This window comes from Streptomyces sp. NBC_01635, from assembly GCF_045209715.1.
Lineage (GTDB): Bacteria > Actinomycetota > Actinomycetes > Streptomycetales > Streptomycetaceae > Streptomyces > Streptomyces hirsutus.
In genome coordinates, this window is the sequence record NZ_CP109277.1 from 8,622,940 (window position 1) to 8,649,445 (window position 26,506).

The window sequence follows — 26,506 nt, forward strand, 5'->3', positions numbered from 1 at the left end:
TGGCCGGTTCCGTCGGCCGAAGCCCAGGAAAGCAGGTCGACCGCCATGCTCTTGCGTCTGCCCACATCCCTGACCGAAGCGCAGAACTGCATGGCCGAGGGAGCGGTGCCCATCGGTGGAGCCACTCTCGTGTGGGCGCTCTGGCAGCGGGACGGCTTCCCCGAGCAGGCGATGTCCCTGCGCAGCCTCCCGGAGGCCACCGTGCTCGAGCACGAGGCGCTGGGCGCGGCCGTCCTGCTGCACCGCATCGACGACCGGGTACCGGAGGTCCTGCGCGGTGCGGCCTCCACCGTGGGCACCGGAGCAGTGCGCCGGACGGCCACGGTCGGCGGCAACATCGTGGGCAGCACCCTGCGATGTCTGCTGCCGGCGGCGCTCGTCCTGGACGCCCGCGCCACGGCGCTGGACCGGGACGGAGTCTTCGAGACCGATCTGGCCGAGGTGGTGGCCAAGCGCCATCTGCTGCTCAGCCTGCACTGGCGCACCCCGAGGGCCAGCGGATACCACAAGGCGCCGGCCGAGGCGGGCGGACCGCCGCCCCTCGTCGTCGCCACCGCCGTGCACGCCGAGGAGGACGGACGGCGCAGGGTCCGCGTCGCGGTCCGTGACGGCTACGAGGTGATCGGTGGGAGCGCGGAGTGCACGGCCGGGACGGACGAGACGCTGCGGGCCCTGGAAAGCACGGACCTCGGTTCGCTTCCCCCGGAGATCGGCGACGTGATGCGCAGGGAGGTGTCCGGGGTCCTCGTCCGGGCCACCGACGGCTGACGGCTCCGGCCGCCGGAGGCAGCACCGGCCCCGGTACGGCTCAGCCGGCCGCGGGGACGGGCCGGGTCGTGGGGTCCCGGACGCCGGACCGGCGCAGCGATTGCGGGCAGTGCAGGTAGATCTCGTCGATCTCCAGGAGGACGGCGAGCGCCGGGCGGCGGCCGTCGGCCGCCATGTCGTCGAAGAACGGTGCGTCCGTCAGGATGCGGGCGTACCCGTCGACGCGCAGGACCTCCTTGCCACCCGGCCCGGGTCAGTCGACGGGCCAGGTGTGCACCGGGGCGTTGAGGTGCATGTAGTCGATGTACTGCTGCGTCATCCGGCGCAGGGCCTCATGGCGGCCGCAGTGGGCGGTGGCGTCGATGTGGTGGAACATCTCCTTCTGCCACACCGCCCCGTTGCGCCCGGTGACGCAGCGCTGCTCGATGATGCCGAGCAGGGGCTCCCGCCAGGCCTCGTCCATCCCGGAGAGTTCCAGCCCGCGGTGCGCCAGTGGCAGCAGCCGCCGCAGCACCAGCTCGGCCACCGGCACCTCGCCCATCCCGGGCCAGTACAGCCGGGCCTCGATGCCGTGCCGTGCCGCCGTGTGCAGGTTCTCCTCGGCGGCCGAGAAGGACATCCGGGACCATACGGGCCGTTCCTCCTCCGCCAGGGCGCGGGTGAGCCCGTAGTAGAAGGCGCCGTTGGCCAGGGTGTCGGCGACGGTGGGGCCGGCCGGCAGCACCCGGTTCTCCACCCGCACATGCGGTTTGTCGTGCGAGATGGCGTAGACCGGGCGGTTCCAGCGGTAGATGGTGCCGTTGTGCAGGGTCAGCTCGCCCAGCTCGGGGATGTCGCCCCGGTCCAGCGTCTCGGCGGGATCCTGTTCGTCGCACAGCGGGAGCAGCGCCGGGAAGTACCGCAGGTTCTCCTCGAAGAGGTCGAAGACGCTGTTGATCCACCGCTCCCCGAACCACACCCGGGGCCGTACCCCCTGCACCTTGATCTCCTGGGAACGGGTGTCGGTGGCCTGTTCGAACAGCGGGATGCGGGTCTCGTGCCACAGTTCCTTGCCGAACAGGAACGGCGAGTTGGCGGCCAGGGCGACCTGGACCCCGGCGATCGACTGCGCCGCGTTCCAGTAGTCGGAGAACTGCTCCGGGTACACCTGCAGGTGGAACTGGGTGCTGGTGCAGGCGGCCTCGGGAGTGATCGTGTCCGCGTAGGTGCGCAGCCGGTCGACGCCGTCGACCTCGATGTGCAGGTCCTCGCCCCGGGCCGCGAAGATCTGGTCGTTGAGCAGCCGGTAGCGCGGGTTCTCCGACAGCGCCGACTCACCCGCGTCCTCCTGCCGCAGCGTCGGCAGGATCCCGGTCATGATCAGATGCGTGCCGACCGACTTCGCGCGCTTCTCGGCGTGGTTCAGCGCGGTACGGATCTCGGACTCCCAGGAGTCGGGTCCGCCCGCCGTCAGCCGCCGCGGCGGAACGTTGATCTCGAGGTTGAACCGGCCCAGCTCCGTGGACCAGGCGGGGTCCGCGATCACTTCGAGCGCGTCGCTGTTGCGCATGGCCGGCTCGGCCCGGTCGTCGACCAGGTTCAGCTCGATCTCCAGCCCCACCTGGGGCCGCTCGGACTCGAAACGTGCCTCCCGCAGCATCTGCGCGAACGTGTCGAGGCACTCCTGCATCTTGATCCGGTACCGGCGACGGTCCTCACGGGTGAACACCAGCGCCGGGACATCGCGTCCCATCGCATTCCCTCCCGGCTTCCGTCCGCGGACGCTTCTCCACCCCAGCGTCGCATCACCGGCCGCCTCCGACCACGCGGGACGGGATCCACCGAGGGACCGGATACTCCTTACCCGTCCGGGGTACCCGGCCGCGTCCGGGGCCCGCGGTCGTTCGTACGGCGGTACGCGCGTCGCACGGGCGGGACGGCAGGGGCTGCCGCCGACCGCCCGCCCGCCACCGGACACCCCGCCCCGGCGAGTCCGCTTCACCCACGCGTCCTCCGGACCGGATGCGCAGCGCCCAGGCATCGCCGCCACGGCGAACCCGGGTAAGGCCGGCTGCGCCCCGGCTCCCCGGCCGCCCTCTTGGCCCCCCTCGTCCGCAGGGAGCAGCCGGGCTCGCGCTCTGCCCCTTCCCGGTCCCGTGGTGCCGTCACCCGCGGGGCATGTGGTGTCGGATCCATGCCGTCTGGCCGCCGTCGACGAGCAGGTCGGCGCCGGTGATATACGAGGAGCGCGGATCCGTGAGGAAGGCCACCGCGTCGGCGATCTCGGCGGGCGTACCGGGGCGGCCCGCGCCGCACGCGTCGAGCATCCTCATCATGTGCCCGTCGGAGTCCGCGTCGGCCTCCGCCTTCGCCATCGCGGTGGCGACGACGCCCGGACTGACCGTGTTGACGCGGGCGCCGAGCCGGCTCCACGCGAGGGCGGCGGCCTGCACCCGCAGGAGATTCGCCCGTTTGGCCAGGATGTAGGCGGCCGTCGGATCGTCGCCGAGGCCGGTGACCGCGTCCAGGCCCAGCAGCCGGTCCGCGGGTGCCGTCGCCAGGGCGGCCTCGTCCTCGGCGCCGATCGAGGCCATGTGCCCGGCGACGCTGGCGACGCAGACCAGCGACGTGCCACGAACGGCCACCTGCTCGAAGCCCTCGATGACATACACCGTGCCGAGCAGGTCGACCTCGAGGATCCTGGACACCGAAGCGGTCGCGGCGGCCACCCCGGCCGTGTGCACGACGGCTGTGATCCGCCCCGCCCCGGCCGCGGTCCGGGCCAGCCGCTCCACCGCCGCGCGGTCACGGACGTCGGTCGGCACGCCCCGTACCGCGTACCCCTCGGCGCGCAGGGCGTCCACCGTCCGGTCGAGCTGTGTCCGGGATGCGTCGGCGAGGATCAACGTCCGCCCGCTGCCCAGCCGCCGGGCGACCGCCGACCCCATCCCGCCCGCTCCGGTGACGACGACCACGTCACGCGGCTGGTCGTCCCTACTGCCGTGCACGGGCGGTCTCCCTGCCGTGGTGGTCACCGGTGCCGATGCCGATGGGGTCGTCGGGGGCGGCGGCCTCGTCCCGTACGGCCTCGTGCCAGGCCGTACCGTCCGCGACGGCCTTCCGCCAGGCGCGGACGACCCCGGGCGGCATGCCCACTGCCAGGGCGCCGGTGAGCCTTCCGCCCCTGCGGTAGGCGGCGACGAACCGCCGCTCGGCCATGTCCCCGTCCACGACGGCGACTTCGTCGTGGCCGCGCAGGCAGCCGTAGGCCTGGATCCGCAGGCCGTACTGGTCGGACCAGAAGTACGGAACCGGCGCGAACGGCGTGCGCGCCTCCGGCGGGGCGAGCAGGTTGCGCGCGGCGGCCATGCCCTGCTCGGCGGCGTTCGTACGGTGCTCGATCCGCATCGACGTCCCGAACAGCGGGTTGTACCAGCGAGCGACGTCACCGGCCGCGTACACCCCCGGCGCCGCCTCGCAGTACTCGTCGCAGACGACGCCGTCGCCGAGCGTCAGCCCGCTGTCCGCGAGCCAGCCGGTGTTCGGCAGCGAGCCGACGGCGACCAGGATCTCGTCGGCCTCGACCACCTCGCCGTCGGCCAGCCGCACGCCGTCCTCGACCACCTCCGTCACGGTGACCGAGGTGCGCAGCTCCACGCCGTGCTCGAGATGGACCCGGGAGAGCATCCCGCCGACCTCGGTGCCGACGGCGTGGGCCAGCGGGACGGGAGACGGCTCGAGCAGGGTGACGTGGACGCCCAGGCCCCGGGCGACGGCGGCGGCCTCGGCACCGAGGAATCCGGCGCCCACCACGACGAGCCTGGTACCCGGCGTCAGCACGTCACGCAGCGCGAGGGCGTCGTCCAGCGTGCGCAGGACGTGCGCGCCCTCGCCGGGCAGCCGCCGGGGCCGCACGCCCGTGGCCACGATGAGCCCGTCGTACGGCACCCGCGACCCGTCGGCCAGGCGGACCGCACGGTCCGCCAGGTCCAGCCCGGTCGCCGCCGTCCCCCGCCGCAGGTCCAGGTCCAGGGCGTCGAGGTCCTCGTCCCGGCGCAACGGCAGCCGCCCGGCCGGCCACGTGCCGGAGAGGATCTGCTTGGACAGGGGAGGACGGTCGTACGGGGCGTGCGGCTCGTCACCGACGAGGGTGAGCGGGCCGTCGTGGCCCGCCCGGCGCAGGGTCTCGGCCGCCGCGAGTCCGGCGGCCGAGGCACCGACGACCACGATGCGTCTCACCGTTCCACCAGGCGGATCGCCGCGGCCGGGCAGACCGCCTCGGCCTGGCGCGCGTCGTGGAGCAGTTCCTCACCGGGGTACTCCTCCAGCAGGACCGCCACGCCGTCCTCGTCCCGCTGGTCGAAGACGTCGGGGGCGGCCAGGGCGCACTGTCCCGACGCCACGCACTTCGGTTCGTCCAGTTCCACACGCGTCGTCGTCACTCGGTCGGTCCTTCCGGTTCTGCCGGTCGTGCTGTGTGCGGGGCGGCGGGGGCGGAGCCGGTCACCAGGTGACGGGCAGGCTGTGGACGCCGTACGTCGTCCCGGTGCGGTCGAAGGAGAGGTCCTCGATCGGGGCGGCCGCGCGCAGGGTGGGGATGCGGCGGTAGAGGGTGCCGTAGGCGACCTGGAGTTCCAGCCGGGCCAGGTTCTGGCCCAGGCACTGGTGGGGTCCGTAGCCGAACGCCTGGTGGATCCGGGCGGGGCGGGTGAGGTCCAGCCGCTCGGCCTCGGGGAACGCCTCCGGGTCCCAGTTCGCCGCGTGCAGGTCGAAGACGATGCCCTCGCCCTTGCGGATGACCACCGAGCCGATCCCGATGTCCTCCTTGGCGACCCGGCGCACACCGGTCTGGACGATGCTCAGGTACCGCAGCAGCTCGTCCACCGCGTTCGCGATCAGCTTCGGGTCGTCGGTCTCCCGCAACAGGGCGAGCTGGCCGGGGTGTTCGAACAGCGCCAGGGTGCCGAGGCTGATCATCGTCGCGGTCGTCTCGTGGCCGGCGATCAGCATCGCCACGCCCATGTGGACGGCCTCGGTGTGCGACATCTCCCCGTCGCGGACCCGGCAGGCCATCTCGGAGAGCACGTCCTCGCCCGGGTCGTCCGTCTTCCGCTTGATCAGGTCGTCCAGATAGGCGGCCAGCTCACCGCTGACCCTCCGGGCCTCCTCGGGCGCCGAGGCGCCGTCCAGGATCAGGCTGCTGCTGCGCTGGAAGAAGCCGTGGTCCTCATAGGGCACCCCGAGCAGTTCGGCGATGACCAGGGACGGCACCGGCAGCGCGAACGCCGTGAGCAGGTCGACCGGGCGGGGGCCCGCCAGCATCGTGTCGATCAGGTCGTCGACGATCTGCTGGACCGGGGCCCGCATCTTCTCGATCCGCTTGACCAGGAACGGGCCGTTGACGGTCCGGCGCAGCCGGGTGTGCTCCGGCGCGTCCGTGTTCGTGATCAGCCGGGGGGTGACCGGGGCGATCATCGCCCGGTGGGCGTTGACATGGGGGAAACCCGGGTCGAGGTCGTCGTCGCTCACCCGGGGGTCGGGCAGCAGGGCGCGCTGGCCGGCGTGCCGGGTGACCAGCCAGGGCGTACTGCCGTTCCAGATGCGGACCTTGGTGATCGGGCGCTCCGCCCGCAGTTCCTGCGCGGCCGGGGCCGGGGCCAGGGGACACTGTGCCGCCCGCGGCAGCGGATACTCGGGTAATTCCTCGGCGGCGCCGCCGGCAGGGCGGGACAGGGCCTCGGACATGGCATCTCCTACAGGACGTGGGGGAGCGCTTCCGGCTGGAACGGCCGTAGAGGAAGCAGGAGTTGTGGGATCGGAAAGCTCGGCCACCGGGCATGGAAGCGGAGCAGGCTGACACCTTCCGGTCAGTTTCCTGACCTCAGCCTGACGTGATTCAAGTCACATGAGGGGTTCGGCGGCGGAGTGGAGGTGGCGCGGGAGCGAGAAGGCCTGCGTCCCACCTTGCTTAACTTAGTCAAGTAACTCTACGGTGACCGCATGCCCACCCCGCAGCCCACAGCGGTACCCGCGCCCACAGGGGTGCCCCTGCCCGCCTCGCCGGATCCGGTCGGGATCGAGCGGGCTCTCGCCCGTGTCACCCACCTGGTGGGCCGGGTCCGGCAGCACGAGCGCCCGATGGCCGTGGCCGGGCTGTCGCTGGACCGGGCCGCCGCGGCGATCCTGCGGCACGCCGCCGGGAGTGATCCGCTGCGCCCCGGGGCGCCGGCGGCCCGCCTGTCCGTGGAGACCTCCCCTGCCGCCCGGCAGCCGGGGCGGTTGGAGAAGGACGGCTACGTGCAGCGGGTCCCCGATCCGGAGGACCGGCGGGCCCGGCGTGTCCGGCTCACCGAGGCCGGACCGACCGCCGCCGACCGGATACGGGAGGTGAACCTCCGGGGCATGCGGGTGGCGCCGGCGGACCGGCCGCCCGAGGATCTCCGTCTGCTCGCCGAGCTCTTCCCTCGCGTGGTGGGCGACTTCGTCGCCCGGGCCGAGGCCGGCATCGAGCCATGACGCCCACGTCCCACCCGGACGGCCTCCCCGCGCACCGGAGCACCGGCCGTCCGGCGGGCCGCGTCCTCGGAGAGGGGCCGTCGTCGCCCCGCGGCGACGGGCGGCACGTCCTGGTGGTCGAGCAGGACCCCTCGGTGGCCGAACTGATCACCACCGCCCTCGAGTTGGTGGGCCATCGGGTCTGCACCGCGGCAACCGCGGCCGACGGGATGGTGCGGTTCACGGAGCACCGCTTCGACCTGGTGGTCCTGGACGCCACCCTGCCCGACCTGATCGGCTTCACCCGGGGGCGGCGCGTGGCGCCCGCGGACCGGCCGCCGCTGCTGTTCCTGACCACCTGCGACCTCCTCCACAGCCTCCTGCCCGAACTCGGCCCGGGCGGCGAGGACTACGTCACCAAGCCGGTGCGGATCGCCGAAGTCCTGGCCAGGGTCCAGGTCCTGCTGCGCGGCCGCGCTCCCGAGCAGCAGGGGATGCACTGCTACGGCGACCTGGTCCTGGACGACGCCACCTGCCAGGCATGGCGCGGGTCCAGACAGCTCGACCTCACCCCCGCCGAGTACCGGCTCCTGAGCCACCTGCTGGCCAACGCCGAACGCGTGCTGTCGAAGGAGCAGATCAGCCGGCACGTGTGGGGCGAGTACCGCGCCGACTCGGCCATCGAGAAGCTCGTCTCCCGACTGAGACACAAGGTGGACAAGGAACACCCCGTACTGATCCGCACCCGCCGGGGCTTCGGCTACTGGCTCGGCCACCCCGGCCGTCGGGACGCCGCCCCCGCGCGCTGAGGTGCCCCACGGCGCCGAAGCGGAGACCCCGCCCGGCGCGGGACGAGTGGCCCGGCTCACATGGCGCACCGGGGCCGCCACCGACACGATGGTCTTCGTCACCGGGCAGGCTGAAGGGATCAACATGTTCCGCAAGGTGCTGGTAGCCAACCGTGGTGAGATCGCGATCAGGGCGTTCCGCGCGGGCTACGAGCTGGGCGCTCGAACGGTCGCGGTCTTCCCCCACGAGGACCGCAACTCGCTCCACCGGCTCAAGGCGGACGAGGCGTACCAGATCGGCGAGGTCGGGCATCCGGTGCGCGCCTATCTCTCGGTCGAGGAGATCGTCGGCGCGGCACGCCGGGCGGGCGCCGACGCCGTCTACCCGGGCTACGGATTCCTGTCCGAGAACCCCGAGCTGGCCCTGGCGTGCGAGGAGGCGGGCATCACCTTCGTCGGACCGAGCGCCCGGATCCTGGAGCTGACCGGCAACAAGGCGCGCGCCGTCGCCGCGGCCCGCGCGGCGGACGTGCCGGTACTGGGCTCCTCGGAGCCCTCCACCGACGTGGAGGAACTCGTCCGCGCCGCCGACGGCATCGGCTTCCCCGTGTTCGTCAAGGCGGTCGCCGGCGGTGGCGGACGCGGGATGCGCCGGGTCGAGGACCCCGCCCAACTGCGGGAGTCCATCGAGGCGGCCTCGCGGGAGGCCGCGTCCGCGTTCGGTGACCCCACGGTCTTCCTGGAGCGGGCCGTCGTCGATCCCCGCCACATCGAGGTGCAGATCCTCGCCGACGGCGAGGGCAACGTCATCCACCTGTTCGAGCGCGACTGCTCGGTGCAGCGCCGCCACCAGAAGGTGATCGAACTCGCGCCCGCGCCGAACCTCGACCCGGAGCTGCGGGACAGGATCTGCGCCGATGCCGTGCGCTTCGCCCGCCAGATCGGCTACCGCAACGCCGGCACCGTGGAATTCCTCGTCGACCGCGACGGGAACCACGTCTTCATCGAGATGAACCCCCGCATCCAGGTGGAGCACACGGTGACCGAGGAGGTCACCGACGTCGACCTCGTACAGGCGCAGCTGCGCATCGCCGCCGGTGAGACACTCGCCGACCTCGGACTCGCCCAGGAGAACATCACCCTGCGCGGCGCCGCGCTGCAGTGCCGCATCACCACCGAGGACCCGGCCAACGGCTTCCGCCCCGACACCGGGCGGATCAGCGCCTACCGCTCGCCCGGCGGCTCCGGCATCCGCCTGGACGGCGGCACCACCCACGCCGGTACGGAGATCAGCGCCCACTTCGACTCCATGCTGGTGAAACTGACCTGCCGGGGCCGGGACTTCACCACCGCCGTGGGCCGGGCCCGGCGCGCCGTGGCCGAGTTCCGCATCCGCGGCGTCTCCACCAACATCCCCTTCCTCCAGGCCGTGCTCGACGATCCGGAGTTCCGGGCCGGCCGGGTCACCACGTCGTTCATCGAGCAGCGCCCGCACCTGCTCACCGCACGCCACTCCGCCGACCGCGGCACGAAGCTGCTGACCTACCTCGCCGACGTCACGGTCAACAAGCCGCACGGCGAGCGGCCCGAACTGATCGACCCCACGACCAAGCTGCCCCGGCCGGCCGCGCCCGAGCCGGCGCCCGGATCCCGGCAACTGCTCGCGGAACTCGGCCCCGAGGGATTCGCGAGCCGGCTGCGCGCCTCACCCACCGTCGGCGTCACCGACACCACCTTCCGCGACGCCCACCAGTCGCTGCTCGCCACCCGGGTCCGCACCAAGGACCTGCTCGCCGTCGCCCCCGTGGTGGCGCGCACCCTGCCCGAACTGCTCTCCCTGGAGTGCTGGGGCGGCGCCACCTACGATGTCGCCCTGCGCTTCCTCGCCGAGGACCCCTGGGAACGCCTGGCAGCCCTGCGTGAAGCCGTACCGAACATCTGCCTTCAGATGCTGCTGCGCGGCCGCAACACCGTGGGCTACACGCCGTACCCGACCGAGGTGACCGACGCCTTCGTCCAGGAGGCGGCGGCCACCGGCATCGACATCTTCCGCATCTTCGACGCGCTGAACGACGTCGCCCAGATGCGGCCCGCCATCGACGCCGTACGGGAGACCGGGACGGCCGTCGCGGAGGTCGCCCTGTGCTACACCTCCGACCTGTCCGACCCGTCCGAGCGGCTCTACACCCTGGACTACTACCTGCGCCTGGCCGAGCAGATCGTGGCCGCGGGCGCGCACGTCCTGGCCGTCAAGGACATGGCAGGCCTGCTGAGGGCACCCGCGGCGGCGACCCTGGTGTCCGCCCTGCGCCGGGAGTTCGACCTGCCGGTCCACCTGCACACCCACGACACCTCCGGCGGGCAGCTCGCCACCTACCTCGCCGCCATCCGGGCCGGAGCGGACGCCGTCGACGGCGCGGTGGCGTCCATGGCGGGCACCACCTCGCAGCCCAGCCTGTCGGCGATCGTCGCGGCGACCGACCACTCGGACCGGCCCACCGGCCTCGACCTCCAGGCCGTCGGCGACCTGGAGCCGTACTGGGAGAGCGTCCGCAAGGTCTACGCCCCCTTCGAAGCGGGCCTGGCCTCACCCACCGGCCGCGTCTACCACCACGAGATCCCCGGCGGGCAGCTCTCCAACCTGCGCACCCAGGCCATCGCCCTCGGCCTGGGAGACCGCTTCGAGGACATCGAGGCGATGTACGCCGCCGCCGACCGGATCCTCGGCCGCCTCGTCAAGGTGACCCCCTCGTCGAAGGTGGTCGGCGACCTGGCCCTGCACCTGGTGGGCGCCGGAGTGTCCCCGCAGGACTTCGAGCAGGACCCGGACCGGTTCGACATCCCCGACTCCGTCATCGGCTTCCTGCGCGGCGAACTCGGCACCCCGCCCGGCGGCTGGCCCGAGCCGTTCCGGACCAAGGCACTGCGCGGCCGCGCCGAGGCCAAGCCGGTGCGGGAACTGACCGCGGACGACCGCGCCGGGCTGGCGAAGGACCGCCGGGCCACCCTCAACCGCCTGCTGTTCCCCGGCCCGGCCCGCGAGTTCGAGACGCACCGGCAGACCTTCGGCGACACCAGCGTCCTGGACAGCAAGGCCTTCTTCTACGGACTGCGCCCCGACAAGGAGTACACCGTCGACCTCGACCCCGGGGTGCGGCTGCTCATCGAACTCCAGGCCGTGGGCGACGCCGACGAGCGCGGCATGCGCACCGTGATGTCCACCCTGAACGGCCAGATGCGGCCGATCCAGGTCCGCGACCGGGCCGCCGCCTCCGACGTCCCGGTCACCGAGAAGGCCGACCGGAACGATCCCGGGCATGTCGCGGCGCCGTTCGCCGGAGTGGTGACCCTCGCGGTCGCCGAGGGCGACGAGGTGGCGGCCGGTGCCACGGTGGCCACCATCGAGGCGATGAAGATGGAGGCCGCGATCACCGCTCCGAAGTCCGGCACGGTGAGCCGGCTGGCCATCAACCGCATCCAGCAGGTGGAGGGCGGCGACCTCCTCGTGGAACTCGCCTGACCCGACCGCGGTTCGCGGACGTCCCCGCTCAGCCGAGGAACTCGCTCAGCAGCGGCAGGAGCAGGGACGTCCGCCGCATCAGGGCCATGTGCGTGGTGGCGGGCAGCACGGCCAGCCGCGACCGCGGAATCAGCCGCTGCATCTCGGCGGCGTGCTCGACCCGTACGAAGTCGGTGTCGCCGATGACCAGCAGCGTGGGAGCGGTCAGCCCGCGCAGATCGTCGGAGGTCCAGGGCAGCGGGGCGTGCGCCGCCGCGGAGCACTTGGCGAGCAGATCCTCGAAGCGCTCGGGATGCGGCGCGCTCGCCGCGTACGCGTCGGCCATCTCCCGGAAGTCCGCCTCGCCGGGCAGCCGCGGTGAGCTGTGGTCGGGGGTGCGGACCTCCTCATGGACACCGTCCTGCGTGTACGGGGCGGCGGCGAGCACGAGCCGCCCCACCCGCCCGGGATGCCTGACCCCGATCTCGAGGGCGATCAGCCCGCCCAGGCTGTACCCGAGGAAATCGGCCTCTTCGACACCGATCGCGTCGAGCAGTGCCACCACGTCGGAAGCCAGATCCGGCACCCTCATGGCGCGGTCGATGTCGGCGGTGTGCCCGTGTCCCTGCAGTTCGGGAGCGACCACCAACCGGTCGGCGGTCAGGGCGGGCAGCACGGCACCGAAGGACAGCCCGACCGTGAGGACCCCGCCGTGCAGCAGCACCAGCGGGCGCCGGGGCGCGCGGTCGACGCCGTGGACCTCGTAGTACATCTCGAGACCGTTGACCTTGGCGTAGGCGGAACCGCTTCGCACGGTCGTCACCTCCGTCCCGGGAACGTCGTCGTCGTACACCAGGGAGACCGGCCCGGCCTCCGGAACTCATCGGCGACCGATGACTTCGTCCCGGACCGGGAGTCTCCCTCACGAACCGAGAGCACGCCGGCCACACCCGAGTCGTACGCCCCGTGACAGGAGACCTGCCCGCATGAACCATCCCGAACCCACGACGGGCCGCCGTGTCCGCGGGACGTCCCTCTGGTCCTCGGTCCACGCGGAACGCGCTGCGCTGGCGGCCGATCTCACCGGACTGACCGACGAGCGGTGGGTGACGCCGTCACTGTGCACCGGCCTGACCGTGCGCGAGGTGCTGGCGCACCTCACCGCGGGCGCGAGCCTGAACGGGCCGCGCTGGCTGGCCGGGGTGATCCGCTGCCGGTTCGACTTCGACCAGCAGGTGGCCATGCGGCTGGCCGAGCAGATGGGCGCGACCCCGGCCGAGACCCTCGACCGGTTCCGGCGTGCCGTCCCGAGCACGACCAAGCCCCCTCTGCCCGTCATCGCCATGCTGGGCGAGACGATCGTGCACGGAGAGGACATCCGGCGCCCGCTGGGCATCCGTCGCGACCATCCGGCCGACGTCGTCACACGGGTCGCCGAGTACTACCGGAGCACGGACCAGGTCGTCGTGGCCAAGGGCCGGATCGGCGGCCTGCGGCTCGTCGCCGACGACGGTCCCTTCACCACCGGTTCCGGACCCCTGGTGTCCGGCCCGACCGTGGCCCTGGTGATGGCCATGACGGGACGCGCGGTGTACTGCGACGACCTCACGGGCCCCGGCGTGGAACTGCTCCGCCGCCGCTGCGGCCCGGAACGGCGCAGTCGCTGAAGTGCTTCGTCGAGCGTGCCCGTCGTGTCCGTGGTCAGGACGGTAGGCGCGGCGCCACGGCGACGTAACAGGCCGAAGACCTGGGTCCGGAACCGGACGACTGCGTCCCTGGTACCAGTCCCGCCCCTGCGCGTGGTCGATGGGGCCGGGGCAGAACGTGAGGCCACGGCAGGCCCGCGGGGGCGTTCAGTCGGCCGGTGCCGCGGCCCGGCTGCGCACCGGGTGCTTGCTCAGGACCGAGACCCGGTTGAAGGCGTTCATGGTGATCGCCACCCAGATCACGGCGGAGATCTCGTCCTCCGACAGGACGGAGCGGGCGATGTCGTAGGCGGTGGTCTGCGCCTCCGCGTCCGTGGGAAGCGTGGTCGCCTCGGCCAGCGCCAGCGCGGCACGCTCGCGAGGGTCGAACAGTTCGGTGTCCCGCCAGGCGGGCAGCACACCCAGACGCTGTGTGGTCTCACCGGCGCGCAGCGCCCTCGTGGTGTGCAGACCGAGGCAGAACGCGCACGCGTTGAGCTGGGAGACCCGGATGTTGATCAGCTCGACGAGGATACGGTCCAGCCCGGCGTCGGCCGCGACCTTGCGCACCGCCTCGGCCGTGGCCGACAGAGCGCGATAGGCGTCCGGGCTCTGCCGGTCGACGAACACCCGTCTGTCGGTGGTCTCCGCTGCCGGTTCGGTCACGTGAACTCCCTCAACGCGCGATCTCTGACTTCTCGTCCTATCATCCATGATTTATTTCTGATGATTGCACTTTCAACGGCCGGCAGGACGAGGCCGCGAGCGGTCACGGACGGGACGGCGACGAGAGGCCCGGGCCCTTGGCCTCCGACGTACCCATCGCCGTGAGCTGCAGCCGCAGAGCCAGCCGCACGCGGGGAGAGGACAGGTCCACCGGAGCCACCTCGTCGAGCTTGCGCAGCCGGTACCGCAGCGTGTTGGGATGGATCCGCAGCAGCCGCGCGGCGCTCTGCGGATCACCGAAGTGGTCCAGCCAGGCCGCGAGCGTCGCGCGGTACGGCGTGCCGTGCTCCTCGTCGTGCGCGCGCAGCACGGCGAGCGGGCCGCCGAGCAGGCCCGTGTCGATCCCGACGGCCGCCGTGGCACGCTCCACGACGACGGCGTCCCAGGCGTCCTCCATCAGGAGGATCCCCTTCGTACCGTGGAGCGGGAGCCGGCCCGCGGTGACCAGCCGGTGGAGCTCCCCGGCCTCCGCGGTGGAACGGGGCAACCGGTCGGGGGAGTGGGCAGGGCCCCCCGCGACGGCGTACAGGCCCGCATCGCGCGCGTGGACCTCACCGAGCACATGGCGGAGCCAGTCGAGGGTGCCCGCACCGGCGTCGGCCATACCGACGGCCGTGACCGGCCGTCTGCCACGGGGCCGCTCGGTGACCAGGCCGAACAGCAGCCCGTCGAGGTCGGTCAGCAAGGGCTCGTGCCAGCCGAAGCGACGCGCCACGGATTCCCACAGATCCAGCTGCCTGCGTACGTCGTCGGTTCCGTAGGGCGCCCCGAAGGCGACCACCCGCCAGGGACCCGCCGGCAGCGCAGGCGCCGCGTCCGGTCCGGGAAGCGCGCCCGGACCCGGTGCGGCTCCCTCGCGCAGGGTCGCCCGCAGCCGGCCGGCCGACACCCGCCGGGCGATACCCGCCTCGGCGCGCAGCCGCAGCAGATGCAGGGCGAGGACCGAGGCCACGTCGCCGAGCTCCCGGATGCGCTCCTCCGGGACCGGAGGGCTGACCACCGCCCAGATCGAGCCGAGCCACTCGCCGCCGGCCCGCACCGGGATGATCAGCCGGGGCAGCGTGCCGTCGGGGCCCGCCGGGGTCCAGATGGGGTCGCTGGAGCGGGCGAGCCTGCGGAAGACACCGCCGGCCCGGAAATGGGTGAGGGTCTCCGGCGGGACACGCCGTCCCACGATGGTGGAGACCCTCGCCGGATCGGTCGTGTCCTGCCGCGCGGAGTACGCGAGCACCCTGGACTGCGCGTCCTCCACCGTCACGGGCGCGTCGATGATCTCGGCCGCCGCGTCGGCCAGCGCGAACAGGTCGACGTGCGGTCCGGGCGTACCGAGGCGACTGGTGCCGGGCGCGGCAGCCCGGTCGATGACACCTCGCAGCAACCAGACGACATGCGCCCATGAAGTGTGCGGCTGCAGTTCGACCAGCGCGGGGCCCGCCAGTTCGCGGGTGGCGCGGGCCACCTGGGGATCGCCGGCGAAGGGGCTCCTGAGGACGACGCCCCCGGCCGCCGCCCGTGCGGCCCGCTCCAGCAGGGCGAGGGCCTCCGCCCGGTCGGTCACGCCCACCCCCAGGACGAGTTCCCCCGGCTGTCCTCCGGCGTCGCCGGGCTCGGCCAGGGCGATGTCGTGCACCTCGGCGTTCCCGGCCGCCACGACCGTGCGGAGGAACCCGGCGCCCAGGGAGTCCACGAGATCGGTGACCGTGATCATCACGGGCACCCCGCGGGGGGAGAGGAACGGCTCATGCGCAGGGTCATGCCCCCATTGTGGCTCCGGTGCACAGTGCTCGGCACATCATCGATCCGGCTGCCATTGGCCGCACAGCACAAAGACAACCGGGCGGACCGGGCTCACCATCAAAGACATCACCGCCTTGGAAAAGAGGTTTCGCATGGTCCGCCCGTCTTCGCCCGCGCACTCAGGCCCCCGCTCCGTCGCCATCGTCGGCGCCGGCATGGTCGGACTGTCCACCGCCTGGTTCCTGCAGGAACGAGGAGTCGACGTCACCGTGTACGACCGGGCTGGGGTGGCCGCCGGGTCGTCCTGGGGCAACGCCGGATGGCTCACCCCCGGACTGGCGACACCGCTGCCCGAGCCCGCGGTGCTCAGCTACGGCCTGCGGGCGGTCCTCAGCCCGTCCTCCCCGGTCTACGTCCCGCCCAGCGCGAACCCCGGCCTGCTCAGGTTCCTGGCAGGATTCGCCCGGAACAGCACCGCGACACGGTGGCTGCGCGCGATGCGCGCGCTCGTCCCCATCAACGGCCTGTCGCTGTCCTCCTTCGACCTGCTGGCCGAAGGAGGCGTCGAGGCGCGCACCCTCGACGCCAAGTCCTTCCTCGCGGCCTACCGCACAGCAGGGGAGCGCCGGGTCCTGCTGGAGGAACTCGAACAGATCCACGCCGCGGGCCAGAGCATGGAGTTCGACGTCCTCGACGGAGACGAGGCCCGGGGGGTCGAGCCGTCCCTCTCGGACGAGATCGGCGCGGCGATCCGGCTGCACGGTCAGCGCTACATCGACCCGGGACACTTCACGCACTCCCTGGCCGACGCGGTCCGTGCCCGGGGCGGGGAGATCCGGGAGAAGACGGAGGTCACCGATGTGCGGGACGCGGCCACCGGCGTCACCGTCCTGACCGGTGACGGCCAGAACCGACGCTTCGACGCGGTGGTCCTGGCCACCGGAGCCTGGCTCGGCCGGCATGCCAGGAAGTTCGGCGTCCGCTCCCTCGTGCAGGCCGGCCGGGGATACAGCTTCAGCGTCCCGGTCGAGCACGTGCCCTCCGGCCCGGTCTACTTCCCCGGACAGCGCGTCGCCTGCACGCCGCTCGGCGACCGGCTGCGCGTCGCCGGAATGATGGAGTTCCGCAAGCCGGAAGCGCCCCTGGACGCCCGCCGGATCAACGCCATCGCCGAGGCGGCCCGCCCGCTGCTGCGCGGGGCCGACCTGGACGCCCGTAAGGACGAGTGGGTCGGCTCACGCCCGTGCACGACCGACGGACTCCCTCTGATCGGCCGCACCCGCTCACCCCGGGTCTTCGCCGCGGGCGGACACGGCATGTGGGGCATCACCCTCGGCCCGGCCACCGGACTGCTGCTCGCCGAGACGGTCGTCACCGGCGAACGCCCCGCGCAGCTCGCGCCGTTCGACCCGCTGCGCTGACCGGACGTCGACGGCGGGTCCGGCATCCCGGTCCCGCCGTCGACGGCCGGTGAGTCCGCTAGTTGGGCGGGGTCGGCGTGTCGGGGGTCCGGTACATGGCCTGTACGTCGAGCTCCAGTTGGACCGTGGGGCCGACCACGGCGATGCCGCGGGCGAGCATCGAACGGTAGTCGAGGGTGAAGTCCTCGCGGTGCAGTTCGGCCTTCGCGAGCGCGGCGCAGCGCAGTTCCTGCTCGTAGCCGCCGTTCACGGTGCCGAGGTACTCGGTGTCGAGGCCCACGGAGCGGCTGGTGCCGTGCAGGGTGAGGGTGCCGTGCAGGGTCCACTTGGAGCCGCCGCGGTAGGCGAACCTGGTGCTGGTGAAGTCGATGTACGGGTAGTGCTCGACGTCGAGGAAGTCCCCGGACCGCAGGTGGTTGTCACGCGTCTGGTTGCCCGTGGTGAGGCTGGACGCGTCGATGCGCACCTGGACCTGGGAGTCGGCCATGTTCTGCGCGACGCGGATGCCGCCCTCGAACCGCGTGAAGCGGCCGTGCACATGGGCCATGCCCACGTGCTTGGCGATGAACCGGATCGCGGTGTGCGGCGGGTCGAACAGCCAGGTGCCGGACGGCGGCAGCTCCAGCTGACGTCCGGGCTCCAGCACGATGCGCTGTGGAGGGAGCACCACGCCGGCGGTTATCTCGACGGTCTCGCGGACCGGTGACAGGCTCTCCGCCATGGTCATCACGCTGTAGGCGCCGGGCGGCAGGGCTGCCACGAAGTAGCCGTACGGGTCGGTGGTGCCGCGCGTCGCGACACGGTGGCTGTTCTGCCCGGTCACCGTGACCTCGGCTCCGCCCAGCGGCTGCCCCAGCGCGTCGAGGACCTCGCAGCCGAACGCCCCCGCGCCGGGCGGCAGAGGGACGGAGAGGGCCGGCGCGGCGCCCTGGGCGCTGTGGGAGCGCCTGTGTCGCAGCAGTCCGAGGACCATGGTGTTCACCTTTCTTCACACGTGTCGCTGCCATGCGACCCGCACGGCGCGCCGCGTTCGCGACTGCCAAGAGGCCCGCAGAACGGGACGTCGGTACGGGGGGAGGCCGGTGACGATCCTAAAGCCGGTGAAAGGGCTGCTCCGCTGCTCCGGATGCCCGCGCGAGCGCCGGACCGTGCCGCACGAGCCACCGAAGGGGCCCTGATATATGAGGTGATGATCTGGTTTGAGGGGGCAGTGCTTTGCGGTAACGCTCCGGCAAGCAGTGTGGGGCGTAGCGCGATGTTCATGCGTCACTCGCGGTATCGGCGCACATCGTGCACGACGTCCGCACACACCACCGGCGCGCCTGGAGGGAGTTCCTCGCCGGCCGGGCCGGAGGCGTCACCGCCGTCGGCTTCCTCCACCTCGACGCCGTCCTCGGCCGCCGACTCCTGCGGACCCGCGTCCTCGGCGGCGTCGTCAACGAGTACCGCTACGCGGCCGGACCTGCGACGACGACTTTCCGAGCCCCGCAGGTCGCAGGCGCGTGCCCCTGGAGGCGGTCAAGGATCGCCGGCCGCACCGGATGCGCCAACGCCCGCACGGCGTGCGGATCGGTGAACTCGGTATCGACCAGGCGATCACCGGAGGCCATCGATGTGCGCGCCTCCTCCCGCGTCGATGGCGTCAAGTGACGGCCGCACGTGTCCATGTGCATCAGGTGCGATCGGACGACCGCGGCTCTCTTGACGGGAACCTGTCAATGCTTCGACAATCGCTCCCACTTCACCACGACCAGGAGGACCGTTGACTCACGGCCCATCTCGCCGCGCGACGCTGCTGGCGGCAGCCGCCGGTGCGCTCGCGCTGCCCGCCATATGTTCCGGACCCGCGCGTGCCGACACCCCCCTCCCGCCGGGAAGCCGTGAACTTCCCCTCGTCACGCACTCCCGCCATCCCGGCGCCGTCCACGGCCCCGAAGCAGCGCGCAGCGCCCATGCCGAGCCATTGAACGCCACCGTCAACTGTGCCCTGGGCCGAGGAGGGCGGAGCTGATGGCCACGTTCGTCACCCGCTCCCAATGGGGCGCCAGGGCGCCCGAGAGCGTCAGCGGCAACATCACCCCGGCACAGGGCGGCGTGGTCGTCCATCACGTCGACGCGGTGAAAGTGGCCAAGACCGACCACGCCGACTGCGCCGCCCAGGTGCGGGGCATCCAGAACTTCCACATGGACTCCAACGGCTGGTCGGACATTGCCTACAGCCACCTCGCCTGCGTTCACGGCTACCTCTTCCAGGGCCGCGGTGAGCACGTCCGCACCGCCGCCCAGGGCACCACGCAGGGCAACGACGACTGGTACGCGGTCTGTGCGCTGACCGGCGGCTCCAGCAGCAACTACGACACCATCACCGCCGGGCTCATCGACGCCGTCCGCCACGGGATCAACCGCCTGCGGGTGTCGGGCGGCGCCGCGCAGGCCATCACCGGCCACCGAGACCACCACGCGACCGCCTGCCCGGGCAACCTGTACTCCCGGGTGCTCAGCGGCGAGGTCAACCCCGGTGGCGGACCCTTGCCCTACCCCGGAGTCAGTTTCCGCCGGCCGCCGACCTTCGAGCACGCCAGCGTGGCGACCTGGCAGTACCGGATGAACAGCGCGCACGGCTACTCCCTCGCCGTGGACGGCCAGTACGGACCGGGATCCGACTCCGCCTGCCGCAGCTTCCAGTCGAGCAAGGGCCTGAGCGTGGACGGCATCGTCGGGCCGGCCACCTGGGGTGCCACGTTCGCCTAGAGCCGGCCGGGGGCCCACCGCCCTCCCACGACGTACGCCCGTAGCCGATGAACTCCACAGGGGACCCCTCACATGCGCTTGCCTCGTGTACTCACCACCCTGGCGGCGGGCCTCGGTCTGCTCTTCGGCGCGGTCACCGCGCCGCCCGCCCACGCCCACGACGGCGCGGCGGCGCCGACCCAGTGGCGCAGCTACTGGGTGGACGCGTTCAACCCGGGCATCTACACACCCGCACAGGTCGCGGCCCTGGTCGAAGACGCGTTGGACGTCAACGCCAACGCTCTGATCGTTCAGACGGCCCGGCGTTACGACTGCTTCTGCAACAACGCCCTGTACCCGCGCACCGACGCCGCGATCGCCCCGGAGCCCTACGATCCGCTGGAGGAAATGGTCCGGCAGGGGCACGCGGCCGGACTGCAGGTGCACGCCTGGGTCAACGTCAACACCATGTGGAACAGCACCACCCCGCCCCGCTCCCCGGATCACGTCTTCAACCAGCACGGTCCGGGCGCCACCGGCGCCGACCGCTGGCTCAACAAGAAGGCCGACGGCCAGGAACTGGTGGGCGCCAACGCCTATGTCGACCCCGGCCATCCGGCGGCCGTCGACTACATCGTCCGCGGCATCCAGAGCATGGTCCGCAACTACGACGTGGACGGCATCAACCTCGACTATGTCCGCTACCCGGACGGCAGCTCCACCACCACCCACAGCGACTGGGGCTACAACGACGTGTCCGTCGCCCGCTTCCAACGGGCTACGGGCCGTACGGACATCCCCCTCCCGTCCGACACGGCCTGGAGTGACTGGAGGCGCAGCCAGGTCACCCATCTGGTGCGCAAGATCTATCTCCGTGTCTGGGAGATCGACCCGCAGATCCGCTTGTCGATGGACGCCATCACCTACGGGCACGGGCCGCAGGCGGTGGGCGGCTGGCAGGCCACGCGTACGTACGCCGAGGTCCTGCAGGACTGGGCGGGATGGCTGGACGAGGGGATCATGGACACCGCCGTGACCATGAACTACAAGCGCGACTGGAACCCGGACCAGGCACTCATGTTCTCCGAGTGGTCCGCGTTCCTGGCCGACCACCAGGGCGAGCGGCAGGCGGTCAACGGACCCGCGCTGTACTTGAACGGCGTCGCGGACTCGCTCAGCCAGGTCAGGGAGGCGCTGCGGCCCAGCGAGGCGGGCAATACCGCGGCCGGCTGGAGCGGCTACTCGTACGCCGGTCCCAGCAAGGATGTGGCGGCCAACGGCTTGGCGGTTGAGCGGGCCAAGCTGGTGCAGGCGTTGACGCAGGGTGAGGACGCGCCGTTCAAGGACGAGGCGGCGGTGCCCGGCATGCCATGGAAGGCGGCGCCCCGGGACGGGCATGTCACGGGCAGGCTCGCCCTCCGGGGCGGCGGCCCGCTGGACCAGGTGCCGGTGACGCTCGCCCCGCTCACCGGCGGCGGTGAGAAGACCGTCCGGCTCAGCGACGGCTCGGGTTGGTTCGGCTTCGCCCATGTGGAACCGGGTGTGTATGTGCTCACCCTGTCCCTGCCGGAGGGTGTGATCGGAGCTCCGGCGACCGTGGTGAGGGTGAGGAAGGGCGGTATCGCGAAAGCGGTGTTCCCGCCGTTTCTCACCGTACCGTGACGAAGCGCTCCCGGTTCCCGGGAGCAGTCGGCCGGCCGGCCGGTTTCGCGCGGCCGGCCGGCCGGGGGTCGGGGCGGGCGGATCGAACGAGGTGGCGGGTCAGCGCTCCCAGCGGTATTCGATGATCGCGCCGGGGTTCTCCAAGGGGTCGGTGGACGGGGCGCCCCGGATGTCACGGACGGGGCCCGCGGAGTCGGTCGCGGCGAAGAGGGACTTGCCGTCGGCGCTGAACTCCGTGTCACGGAAGCGGTTGTCCTCCGTGATGAGCTTGGTGACCTTGCTGACGTCCCGGCCGTCCGGCGTGAGGTCGACGCGGTAGACGGTGCCGTCCTTGAGGGTGGTCATCACCAGGGAGTCGTTCCAGCCGGGGAGGCCCTTACCGGTGGACCCGGCGGACTTCCTGGACGTCCCGTAGTGCTCGAAGCTCGAGGGTGCGATGGTGGGCCAGCACACCGACCACATCTCGCCCTGGGCGCACGCGGGGTTCTGGAACCGGAAGTCCGAGCCCACGGTGCCGAAGGTGTGGATCGGGTCCATGAAGGGCCGGGTGAAGTCGCTCTCCTTCTGCACGGGGACCGTCGCGGGGATCTCGAAGTTGCTGAACGTCAGTTCGTCGCACGGCGTCGGCCGGGAGGCGGACCAATTGGCGTAGACGTACGCCTTGTCGTCGCGGTAGCCCGAGACGTTCGGCCAGCCGTAGTCGGCCCCCTTCTGCAGGATGTTGATCTCGTCGTCGGTCTTCGGGCCCTGCTCGTTCGAGTAGAGCGTGCCGTCGGGACCGAAGGCCAGGCCCTGGGCGTTGCGGTGCCCGTAGGTGTAGACGTGGCTGCGCACGCCGTCGAGGACCGGGTTGTCCGAGGGGATGGAGCCGTCGGTGTTCAGCCGCAGGGTCTTGCCCTGGTAGGCGATCCAGTCCAGACCCTCGACCTCGTGGGCGGTGGGCAGCCGCATGGCGTAGCTGGGCCTGCAGGTGTTGCCGAACTGGTTCACGCCCTGGTCACCGATGGTGTAGTACAGCTTGTCGTCCGGCCCCAGGCGCAGCCGCGCCGACTGGTGGTCGTTGCCGGACGGCATGCCGGCGATGACGGCCTTCGGGCTGTGCAGCCGCTGCCGGTCGGCGTCGTAGGTGTAGCGTTCGATCTTCGTGCGGGCCTGGACGACCGGGGTCGGGTCGATGTCGTAGCTGTAGGCGACGTACGCGTACAGCGCGCCGGACTTGTGCTTTTCCAGGGCGAGGCCGAGTACGCCGTCCTGTCCGCCCTCGCTGTGGACGGCCTTCGGCAGGCTGAGCAGGGTGGTCTTGGCACCGGTCTTCGGGTCGACGCGGGTGACCTTCTTGCCGGTCTTCTCGGTGACCCACAGGGCTCCGTCGGGGGCCCGGACGATCTCGTACGGGTTGTTCAGCCCGGTGGCCACGACCCGCTTGGTGAACGTGCCCGAGGCGGGCGGTGTGGTGGTGGCCGGAGGAGTCGCGGCGTCTGTGTTCCCGTTCGCGGGGGGATCTCCGCCTGTGACAGCGGCGCCGGTCAGCGACACGCCGAGGGCCAGGGCGAGCGCAGTCGTCACAGACCCGCGCAGTATGTGGTGCATGTGGTTCCTTCCGGTGAAGTTCCCCCCGCATTCGAAGCATTGCGCTCCGCTTACGTTTCAGCGCTCTGAGTAGTGATTCGTTGTGCCGTTCGGGTGAAGGGGAGACCGTGGCAGGGACGCGGGCCCGTCGGACGCCACCCCGGTCGGCGGGGAACTGGGCAGCTTCAAACGCCCCTGCCGGGAAAAGAGTTGGGACGTTCTCGCCTGCCGGCGGGGGCACGCCGGTCCCGGGTGTTCCGTACGGTGGGACCGGTCGGGGCCGCCGCGATCAGGCGCCCGCCGAACCCCACCGGCGCGGCACCGTGGCGTGCCCCCACCTCGCGGTTCACCCGAATGGCTACACTTCTCCGGAGTGCCGTACCGCCCCCGTCGGCGGGTGGGACGGACACTGTTCCCGGCCGCGCCCCGGGTGTCTCGATCCGTCAGCCTCTCCCTGTGAGCCAGGTACTTTGCATGGCAGCCAACCGCACGGCCAAGAGCATCGCCACGCGTCAGCGTTTCGTCGACGAGGCTCTGCGTCTCTTCAAGGAACGGGGCTACGAGAGCACGTCCATGGCCCAGATCGCGGCCGCGGCCGGCAGCAGCCGTGCCAACCTGTACCTGTACTTCAACAGCAAGTCCCAGATCATCAGGGCCCGCATGACCGAGATCGAGGCCGAGGTCGCCGAGCTCTACGAAGTGCTGGACGGGATGCCGGCGCACACCCCCGAGGCCCTGCGGGAGTGGCTGGGGGCCGCCCGCGGGATGTGGCTGCGCTACGCCACGGAGTTCGAGGCCGTCAACCAGGCCATGGCCATCGACCCGGACGTGCTCGAGGAGTGGCTGGGACTGATCCGGCGCGTCTCGTCGGCCCACGCCGCGCTCCACCTCGACGGCGCGACGGAGGACGAGCGGACGGAACGCGAAGTGCACATGGCCACGCTCATGATGAGCCTGGAGCGCAACTTCTACTTCCTGTACGTCCGCGGCCACAAGGAGCGGGAGGAACTGATCCTCGCTTCCCTGGCCCGGCAGTGGGCCCAGCTGTTCGACGGCTGAGACGACCGGCCGGGCCGGGGGAGCCGGGGCTGCCGACACGGCTCCGCCGGGAAACCCGGGTCACGGGTTTCCCGACGGAGCGGTGCGAGGAAGCGGGCGGCGCCGCCGGCGTCAGCCGCCGAGCACCAGCCGCGGGCACCCGGCCTCGGCCCGGGACACGCAGATCAGCATGGTCTCGTTGGTCTCCTGTTCGGACGCGGTGAGGATCGAGTCCCGGTGGTCGGCGCGGCCGGAGACGATGCGCGTCTCGCAGGTGCCGCACGTCCCGGTCTTGCACGAGGACACCACCGGCAGCCCGGCCTTCTCCGCGGCCTGAAGGATCGTCTCGTCCGCGCCGACCTCGACGACCGTCCCCGACTCCGCGAACTCCACCTGGAACGGCGTGTCGGGAACGGTGCGCTCCACGGGCTTGGGAGCGAACCGCTCCATGCGCAGGGAGTTCTTCGGCCAGTGGGAGGTGTTCTCCTCGACGGCACGCAGCAGGGGCTCGGGCCCGCACGCGTAGACGAGCGTGTCGTCACGCGCCTCACCGAGCAGACCGGCCAGGTCGATCAGCCCGTCCCGGTCCTGCGGGACCAGCGTGACCCGGCCGCCGTGAGCGGCCAGCTCGTCGCAGAAGGCCATCGACGTGCGGGTGCGCCCGCCGTAGACGAGGTCCCACTCGGCCCCGGCACGCTCGGCCTCCCTGATCATGGGCAGGATCGGGGTGACGCCGATGCCCCCGGCGATGAAGAGGTAGCGGGGCGAGGGCAGGAGCCGGAAGTTGTTGCGCGGCCAGGACACGGTCACCCGGGACCCGGCGGTCAGCGCGTCGTGCACCGCCGCCGACCCGCCCCGGCCGGCCTCCTCCCGCAGCACACCGATGCGGTACGCGGTGCGGTCCTCGGGGTCGGAGGCCAGCGAGTACTGGCGCACCCACGGCTCGTTCTCCCCGTCGTCCCCGCCGTCCTCCCGGGGCACATGGACGTCGATGTGGGCGCCGGCCTTCCACGGCGGCAGGTCCCCGCCGTCCGGGTGGCTCAGGGCCAGGGCGACGACGCCGTCCGACGCCTCGGTGCGCTCCGTCACCTCCAGGTCGAGCGTGCGCACAGTGCGCGTCCTCGACCGCTCGACGTCCGCGACGTCCCAGTGCACGTGCAGCGAACGGCGCACCGGGAGCAGGGCCATGCGCAGGAAGTCCAGCTCGTCGGTGTCGTCGGGACGCAGCGACGGCAGCCGCTCGAAGAGCACACGCAGCCCCGTCGCCCCCTGGACCCGGGCGAGCGGATTGCCCAGGCAGGTGTGCCGTCCGGCGGTGAAGGCCAGGTGATCCTCGGGGTCGGGGCGGTGGATGTCGAACTCGAAGGGACGGTCGACGTGCAGGGGATCGGTGTTGGCCGAGGCCAGCGCGACCCACACCATGTCACCGGCCGAGATCTTCACGCCCGACAGTTCCACGTCGCGCGTCACCCGGCGAGAGGTGAACGTCGAGGACGGGCGCCGCCGCACCGTCTCCTCGAAGACCCGGGGCCACAGCTCCGGTTCGGCGAGCGCGTCCTGCAGCGCCCCGGGGTTCTGGGACAGGAAGATCACCGCGTTGGTCATCGCCTGGGCGGTGGTGTCCGTGCCGGCCGCGGCGAACTCGGAGACGTGCAGGGCGATCTGCGGCGTGGGCAGCGCGTACGAGCCGTCCTTCGCCCTGGCCGACGCCATCACGGAGATGATGTCGTCCGCGTCGGAGTCGCGCCGCTCGTCCACGAGGGCACGCAGCGTCAGGTTGGCCTCGACGAAGCGGTCCCACACCTCGGTCCGTCCCGGCTCGGGCAGCGGCTCGTGCGCGGACGACAGCACGGCGAACAGATCGTCGCGCAACTGCCGCATCATCGCCTCGTGCTCGTAGCCGAGACCCAGCAGCGCCATGATGGTCTGAGTCGTCAGCTCCAGCGAGTACTCCTCGAGCAGATTCGCCGAGCCCTTGTTCTCGAACCGGTCGATGATGCGGTGGGCCCTGGCCTCGATCTCCGGCTGCAGCCGGTCCATCCGCTCCTTGACGAAGCCCCGCTGGGCCACGGAACGAGCATCCGTGTGACCGGGCGGATCCTGCCCCACGATCATCTTCGACACGAGATCAGGCGGGTAGAGCCCGCGGTGCTTCTCCGGCACGTCCGCGGCCGAGTTCGCCGCCGACGAGTAGGTCCGCCAGTCCGAGAGAACGGTGAGGCAGTCGTCCCGCCGCGTCACGATCCACGCGTTGAGGTGCGGGTACCAGAACACCGGCGAGGCGTCCCGGACCGTGGCCAGGTGGCCGGCCGGGTCCCGGTAGTAGTCGTCGCCCATCGCGTCGAAACCGTGGGCGACGGGGCAGCGGCCCACCGGACGGGCCTCTTCCTGCAGTGACGTCATGGCCTG

The 26,506-nt window shown here is 71.8% G+C and carries 21 protein-coding genes and 1 pseudogene; 10 read left to right on the plus strand and 12 right to left on the minus strand.

Annotated elements, in window-relative coordinates; genetic code table 11:
- Positions 1-45 precede the first annotated feature (45 nt).
- Positions 46-768 (plus strand): FAD binding domain-containing protein, encoded by a 723-nt coding sequence (locus OHB56_RS39275; RefSeq protein WP_326750995.1) that lies wholly within the window; start codon positions 46-48, stop codon positions 766-768.
- 40 nt (positions 769-808) lie between these two features.
- On the opposite strand, the pseudogene OHB56_RS39280 reads toward OHB56_RS39275, so the two are convergent.
- The 6 genes and pseudogenes from OHB56_RS39280 to OHB56_RS39305 all read right to left on the minus strand — a co-directional run.
- Positions 809-1,015: pseudogene (locus OHB56_RS39280) on the minus strand (pyridoxamine 5'-phosphate oxidase family protein); the annotation flags it as partial.
- Positions 1,016-1,021: 6 nt separating this feature from the next.
- Positions 1,022-2,500 (minus strand): hypothetical protein, encoded by a 1,479-nt coding sequence (locus OHB56_RS39285; RefSeq protein WP_055594721.1) that lies wholly within the window; start codon positions 2,498-2,500, stop codon positions 1,022-1,024.
- Between the two features lie 412 nt (positions 2,501-2,912).
- Entirely contained in the window at positions 2,913-3,755 is an 843-nt protein-coding gene (locus OHB56_RS39290) for an SDR family oxidoreductase (protein ID WP_326750994.1), read from the minus strand.
- Entirely contained in the window at positions 3,742-4,986 is a 1,245-nt protein-coding gene (locus tag OHB56_RS39295) for an NAD(P)/FAD-dependent oxidoreductase (RefSeq protein ID WP_406358682.1), read from the minus strand. The genes OHB56_RS39290 and OHB56_RS39295 overlap by 14 nt, the downstream gene beginning before the upstream one ends.
- Positions 4,983-5,189 (minus strand): ferredoxin, encoded by a 207-nt coding sequence (locus OHB56_RS39300; RefSeq protein WP_055594720.1) that lies wholly within the window; start codon positions 5,187-5,189, stop codon positions 4,983-4,985. Before OHB56_RS39300 ends, OHB56_RS39295 begins: the two co-directional genes overlap by 4 nt.
- Before the next feature lie 61 nt (positions 5,190-5,250).
- Positions 5,251-6,492, minus strand: a complete 1,242-nt coding sequence (locus tag OHB56_RS39305; protein WP_406358683.1) for a cytochrome P450 — start codon at positions 6,490-6,492, stop codon at positions 5,251-5,253.
- Positions 6,493-6,747: 255 nt separating this feature from the next.
- Here OHB56_RS39305 and OHB56_RS39310 point away from each other — a divergent pair, with 255 nt between their 5' ends.
- The 3 genes from OHB56_RS39310 (at position 6,748) to OHB56_RS39320 (ending at position 11,550) form a co-directional block, all read left to right on the plus strand.
- A complete protein-coding gene (locus tag OHB56_RS39310) occupies positions 6,748-7,263 on the plus strand; it encodes a MarR family winged helix-turn-helix transcriptional regulator (protein WP_406358685.1) in 516 nt (171 codons plus the stop codon).
- Positions 7,260-8,051, plus strand: a complete 792-nt coding sequence (locus OHB56_RS39315) for a response regulator transcription factor (protein WP_406358687.1) — start codon at positions 7,260-7,262, stop codon at positions 8,049-8,051. Before OHB56_RS39310 ends, OHB56_RS39315 begins: the two co-directional genes overlap by 4 nt.
- Before the next feature lie 124 nt (positions 8,052-8,175).
- Positions 8,176-11,550 (plus strand): pyruvate carboxylase, encoded by a 3,375-nt coding sequence (locus tag OHB56_RS39320; RefSeq protein ID WP_326756881.1) that lies wholly within the window; start codon positions 8,176-8,178, stop codon positions 11,548-11,550.
- Between the two features lie 28 nt (positions 11,551-11,578).
- On the opposite strand, the gene OHB56_RS39325 is transcribed toward OHB56_RS39320, so the two are convergent.
- Positions 11,579-12,343, minus strand: coding sequence for an alpha/beta hydrolase (locus OHB56_RS39325; RefSeq protein WP_326750989.1), 765 nt, complete (start codon positions 12,341-12,343; stop codon positions 11,579-11,581).
- A 172-nt stretch (positions 12,344-12,515) separates the two neighbouring features.
- Between OHB56_RS39325 and OHB56_RS39330 the strand changes: the two genes are divergently transcribed.
- Positions 12,516-13,196, plus strand: coding sequence for a maleylpyruvate isomerase family mycothiol-dependent enzyme (locus OHB56_RS39330; protein ID WP_326750988.1), 681 nt, complete (start codon positions 12,516-12,518; stop codon positions 13,194-13,196).
- 186 nt (positions 13,197-13,382) lie between these two features.
- On the opposite strand, the gene OHB56_RS39335 is transcribed toward OHB56_RS39330, so the two are convergent.
- The gene (locus tag OHB56_RS39335; RefSeq protein WP_406358689.1) at positions 13,383-13,880 is read right to left on the minus strand and encodes a carboxymuconolactone decarboxylase family protein; all 498 of its coding nucleotides are present in this window, start codon (positions 13,878-13,880) and stop codon (positions 13,383-13,385) included.
- Between the two features lie 103 nt (positions 13,881-13,983).
- The gene (locus OHB56_RS39340) at positions 13,984-15,648 is read right to left on the minus strand and encodes a PucR family transcriptional regulator (RefSeq protein WP_406358691.1); all 1,665 of its coding nucleotides are present in this window, start codon (positions 15,646-15,648) and stop codon (positions 13,984-13,986) included.
- 181 nt (positions 15,649-15,829) lie between these two features.
- On the opposite strand from OHB56_RS39340, the gene OHB56_RS39345 reads away from it, so the two are divergent.
- On the plus strand, positions 15,830-17,098 hold the full coding sequence (locus OHB56_RS39345; protein WP_326750985.1) for an FAD-dependent oxidoreductase: 1,269 nt from the start codon (positions 15,830-15,832) through the stop codon (positions 17,096-17,098).
- Positions 17,099-17,156: 58 nt separating this feature from the next.
- Here OHB56_RS39345 and OHB56_RS39350 read toward each other — a convergent pair whose 3' ends face one another.
- Complete coding sequence (locus tag OHB56_RS39350) at positions 17,157-18,071, minus strand: YceI family protein (protein ID WP_326750984.1); 915 nt, start codon at positions 18,069-18,071, stop codon at positions 17,157-17,159.
- 317 nt (positions 18,072-18,388) lie between these two features.
- On the opposite strand from OHB56_RS39350, the gene OHB56_RS39355 reads away from it, so the two are divergent.
- From OHB56_RS39355 to OHB56_RS39365, 3 genes are all read left to right on the plus strand, one after another.
- Complete coding sequence (locus OHB56_RS39355) at positions 18,389-18,748, plus strand: hypothetical protein (protein WP_406358693.1); 360 nt, start codon at positions 18,389-18,391, stop codon at positions 18,746-18,748.
- A 360-nt stretch (positions 18,749-19,108) separates the two neighbouring features.
- Positions 19,109-19,849, plus strand: coding sequence for a peptidoglycan-binding domain-containing protein (locus OHB56_RS39360; protein ID WP_326750982.1), 741 nt, complete (start codon positions 19,109-19,111; stop codon positions 19,847-19,849).
- A gap of 72 nt (positions 19,850-19,921) precedes the next feature.
- Entirely contained in the window at positions 19,922-21,490 is a 1,569-nt protein-coding gene (locus OHB56_RS39365) for a family 10 glycosylhydrolase (protein WP_406358694.1), read from the plus strand.
- Positions 21,491-21,589: 99 nt separating this feature from the next.
- On the opposite strand, the gene OHB56_RS39370 is transcribed toward OHB56_RS39365, so the two are convergent.
- Positions 21,590-23,056: a glucose/sorbosone family PQQ-dependent dehydrogenase gene (locus tag OHB56_RS39370; RefSeq protein WP_326750980.1), complete on the minus strand. Its 1,467-nt coding sequence runs from the start codon at positions 23,054-23,056 to the stop codon at positions 21,590-21,592.
- Between the two features lie 477 nt (positions 23,057-23,533).
- On the opposite strand from OHB56_RS39370, the gene OHB56_RS39375 reads away from it, so the two are divergent.
- A complete protein-coding gene (locus OHB56_RS39375; RefSeq protein ID WP_326750979.1) occupies positions 23,534-24,118 on the plus strand; it encodes a helix-turn-helix domain-containing protein in 585 nt (194 codons plus the stop codon).
- Between the two features lie 111 nt (positions 24,119-24,229).
- Here the strand turns inward: OHB56_RS39375 and OHB56_RS39380 are convergent, their stop codons facing one another.
- A complete protein-coding gene (locus tag OHB56_RS39380; RefSeq protein WP_326750978.1) occupies positions 24,230-26,500 on the minus strand; it encodes a cytochrome P450 in 2,271 nt (756 codons plus the stop codon).
- Between the last annotated feature and the right edge of the window lie 6 nt (positions 26,501-26,506).